This window comes from uncultured Campylobacter sp. (assembly GCF_938045595.1).
GTDB lineage: Bacteria > Campylobacterota > Campylobacteria > Campylobacterales > Campylobacteraceae > Campylobacter_B.
Genome location: NZ_CALIBB010000010.1, coordinates 1 through 3,898, shown reverse-complemented (window position 1 = coordinate 3,898; position 3,898 = coordinate 1). Strand labels below are relative to the sequence as shown.

4 protein-coding genes and 1 pseudogene are annotated in these 3,898 nt (G+C 53.8%); all 5 read right to left on the bottom strand.

Translation table 11 applies throughout. The features are described 5' to 3' along the window. A pseudogene (locus tag Q0340_RS12320) lies at nucleotides 1–145 on the bottom strand (peptidase T); the annotation flags it as partial. Between the two features lie 12 nt (nucleotides 146–157). Then, nucleotides 158–1,528, bottom strand: coding sequence for a C4-dicarboxylate transporter DcuC (dcuC, locus tag Q0340_RS00295; RefSeq protein WP_298081685.1), 1,371 nt, complete (start codon nucleotides 1,526–1,528; stop codon nucleotides 158–160). Nucleotides 1,529–1,539: 11 nt separating this feature from the next. Next, on the bottom strand, nucleotides 1,540–2,238 hold the full coding sequence (gene pepE / locus Q0340_RS00290) for a dipeptidase PepE (RefSeq protein WP_298081684.1): 699 nt from the start codon (nucleotides 2,236–2,238) through the stop codon (nucleotides 1,540–1,542). 10 nt (nucleotides 2,239–2,248) lie between these two features. Next, nucleotides 2,249–3,565 (bottom strand): amidohydrolase, encoded by a 1,317-nt coding sequence (locus Q0340_RS00285; protein ID WP_298081683.1) that lies wholly within the window; start codon nucleotides 3,563–3,565, stop codon nucleotides 2,249–2,251. A gap of 10 nt (nucleotides 3,566–3,575) precedes the next feature. After that, nucleotides 3,576–3,898: M20/M25/M40 family metallo-hydrolase (locus tag Q0340_RS00280; RefSeq protein ID WP_298081682.1), on the bottom strand; the 323-nt coding region annotated here is incomplete at its 5' end.

Genomic DNA, 3,898 nt, shown 5'->3' with positions numbered 1-3,898 from the left:
TGCCCAGAGCTTCGAGCTCGCTTTTTATGAGGCCTGCGAGCTCAAGCTCCTTGGGGTTTGAGGGCATTATGCCCGCAGCACCCGCGACCCTATTCGTGGTAGTGTTAATTTTGGTGTAGTTTAAAAACCTCTGCACGATATCCACAAATAAGCCTTTTTACAAAATAACAAATGCGATGACGCAGACGGATATAAACATCCCTAGAGCCGTTCTTTTGGCGATCTGAATAGGATTTACCATCGCAAGTCCCGCGCAAACGATGCAAGCGCCCGCGATCGGCGATGCGCTCCTGCCTAGCGCGCCGCTTATCGCAACCGCCATACCGAGCTTATCTTGTTCAAAACCTAACGCGTCGGCGTGCACGGTCACGGCGGTGTTAAACGCCATCGCCGCCGCATCTCCCGAGCCCGTTACGACGCCCATAAAAAACGGAACGAAGGTGCCGCCGAATTTTACGTAGCCCTGCTCGCCCTTCAGCCACTCGATTACGAAATCGATCGCTCCGCACGCGCTAAGACCCGCGACGAAGACGCCCGCTGCGATGATGATACCCATGATATCGGCATACGCGCTACCCATGCCCTTGAAAAATTCCTTCGTGATCTTTTGAGGGTTGGTCATAGTAATGACGATGGTGACGATAGCGCCCAGTAGCATCGCCTCGGCGACGCCCATCTTGGTCCATTTAAGAAAGGAGATCGTGTTGAGCTTGGACGTACCGCCGATGATTAAGATCACCAAAGGCACTAGCGGCATAAGCGCGTGCAAGACGTTTAGCTTCTGAGGTTGCGCGTCTAAATTTGAACCGGCGGCGGATGCAGCGGGGCTTGCCGCAGTAGAGCTCGCGCCGTCTGCACCTGCTGAATTTTCTCTTTGCGCTAGATAATTCACCCCCTTGGTGTAGTCTTTGCAAACTATCGCCGTTATGCTAATTACGATCAAAACTACGATCAAAGCGGTAATCGCGCTAGAAAACTGCACGGCGATGACGTCTTGAACCGTATAGGAGGGGTTGTGCGCCTTTACCATATCGGCTACAAATACGTTGTGCGCCGAGCCCGGGCTCAAAACGCCGCCGAAAGTGCCCGCAAAAACCGCCGCACCCGCCATCTCAGGCTTAATGCCCGTAGCCATTAAAAGCGGTATCATCGTAGCGCCGACCGCAGCGGAGCAGCCCGCAGCGGAGGGGATCGCGATATTTATGAAGTACGTAAGCGCCACGACGATGGGGATCAGCAAAAAGCCCAAATTCCCAAGCGGCCTGGTAAGCAAGCGGATCAAGGCTCTGTCGCAACCGGTAAATTTCATCACGAAGGCAAAACCCATGCTGGCGCAGATCGCCTTAATAAGCCCCGCCTTGGTCATATACGAGGTAAAGGCACCCAGCCCGTCCAGCGGCTTTAGACAAAGAACGCATAGCACCAAACCCACGCCGATAAGCACGGTTTTAGTATCCTTCTTCATAATCAGTAAAGCGACGACTGCGACGATACCCGCAAGCGCCAAAAATAGCCTAAGTGTCTGCACGATAACTCCTTTTAAATTTTAAATTTACTTCCCACGGCGATGCGCGAGATCTCTTTTTTATACCCGAATTTCAGCACGTCCGCATGCCCCATCACCTCGCACTCGTTTCCGTTTATCAAAAACGCGCTACCCTCGGGCATAGCATAGACGCTGTCGTTTTGATTGACGATCAAAAACTCCTCCAGCCGCTCCTCCCTGCTCTCGCCGTTGTGGTTTGAAATTTTACCGCTTATGAAGTGCGGATTGATCTGATACGGAAAGATCCCCAGAGCTACCGGCGAGGGCGGGAAGACGATCGGCATGTCGTTGGTAGTCATCATCGTCTTGCCCGCGACGTTTGCGCCCGCAGACCAACCGAAATACGGCGTACCGCTATCCACGGCGTCTTTGATCGCACCCAAAAGATCAAATTTATAAAGCTCATTTAGCAGCACGAAGGTATTGCCGCCGCCGATGCAGATCGATTTGGCATTTTTAACGGCGGCTTTCATATCGGCGAATCGGTGGATCGATCTGATATTGTTGCTCTCTAGGCAGTCCGCGACCTTCTGCTCGTATTGATCGTTCGTGCGCCTAACGCCTGCAAACGGAATGAATAAAATTTCATCCTCCCATAACCTGCCTAAAAATTCCTTGATCCACCCCTTGCAGTGGTTCAGATAACCGCTGTCTTTGTAACTGGAAGCGCTTAGAAGTAGTGCTCTTTTCATGCCGCTCTCCTTAAGCTTTGCCGTTTAGCTTATACGCGCAGCGCAGATACACATCCACTCCCGCAAGCAGCGAGTCCTCGTCGAAGTCGAATTTGGCGTTGTGATGTCCCGCCGCAAGCGTCGTGCCGATCATCAGATATCCGCTTTTGCCTCCCGCATCTTGTACCGAGCGCATAAAATGCGCGAAGTCCTCGCATGCACCAAAATTTAGCTCCCTTACGATTTTATCATCGTCGATAAACGGCGACGCCTTCGCCGCATCCTCGTAAAGCTGCGTGGTGGCCTCGTCGCTATCGCCGCCTGCGGTACCGCCCGTAACCTGCACGTCGTAGCTAACGCCGTAAATTTTAGAAACGCCCTCCACTATGTCCATGCATTTGGCCTTCATAAACTCATTCAGCTCCGTGCTTTCGCCGCGCGTCTCGCACGCGAGATAGCCGTTAGGCGCGATGACGTTGCGTCCTTCGCCCGCGCGCAGCACGCCGACGTTGATACGCGTGACGCCGTCTGCGTGCCTAGTGATGCCGTGCATATCAAGCGCCATCTCGGCTGCGGCGAGCAGAGCATTGGCTCCGTTTTGCGGCGCGCCCGCGGCGTGAGCGGACTTACCCTTTAAATTTACGTCAAATTTAGTGGTCGCAAGCAGCTTTTTGGTACCGCAGATGATGCCTCTCATAGTGGTCGCCTGAAAGCCGATATGACCGCCCAGCAGATAATCCACGCCCTTGGTGACGCCTGCAGCCTCCATACCTACGGCGCCCCTGGTACCCTCCTCGGCGGTTTGGAAGATAAATCTAAATTTACCGCTAAAATCGTCTAGGCTCTGCGCGATCAGCTTTGCTAAAGCAAGCCCCATCGTGATATGCCCGTCGTGCCCGCACGCGTGCGTGATGCCGCTAATGTCGGAGCGAAAGCCCTCCTTAAAAGGGCGGTGATCCGCGTCCGTGCTCTCGGTCACGTCCACGCCGTCTATGTCAAATCTAAAAGCGACCGTCTTGCCCGCGCGCCCCGTGTCTATTTCGGCCACAAGACCTGTTAGCCCATCCTCCATCGCATCAAGAAATTTTATCTGATCTGCGTTTAGCAGCTCTTTGGCGCGCTGCTTCGCCTTCTCGCAGGCATCCTTGCTGCCTACGCCCTGCCTGGCTTCTGCCTTTACCACCTCGCGACCGAGCTTTATCTCATAGCCCAAGCGCTGCATACGATCTGCGATAACCGCGGTCGTAAAAAAGGTAAACCAGCCCGTCTCGGGATGCGAGTGAAAAAACCTGCGATCCCCGATCATCTCGCCCTTGAGCGCCTCTACTTTTTGTGCGATAGTATCCATCTTCTCTCCTTTATTCCTTGGCTAAGCTTAACATCGCCGCGGCTAAAACCTTCGTAGCGGCAAACGCGTCGTGCCAGTTTATACTTTCATTTACGTTGTGGCTGATGCCGTCCTTGCACGGCACGAAAAGCATCCCCACGCGATCCGCAAGCTCCGTCATATTCATCGCGTCGTGTCCCGCGCCGCTAGGAAGCCTCAGGCTTGGAATTTTAAGCTCGCCGGCACAGCTCTCAAGCAGAGCGATCATCTCCTCGCTTAGCTTTACGGGGCGATCCTTGATGAGATTTTTTAGTTCAAATCTGCACCCTCGGCGAGCGCAAATTTCACCTATCG

What these genes read in the sequence shown, in the direction of transcription:
- pepE (WP_298081684.1), bottom strand. Translation starts at nt 2,238, where the DNA reads ATGAAAAGAGCACTACTTCTAAGCGCTTCCAGTTACAAAGACAGCGGT.
- Q0340_RS00285 (WP_298081683.1), bottom strand. Translation starts at nt 3,565, where the DNA reads ATGGATACTATCGCACAAAAAGTAGAGGCGCTCAAGGGCGAGATGATC.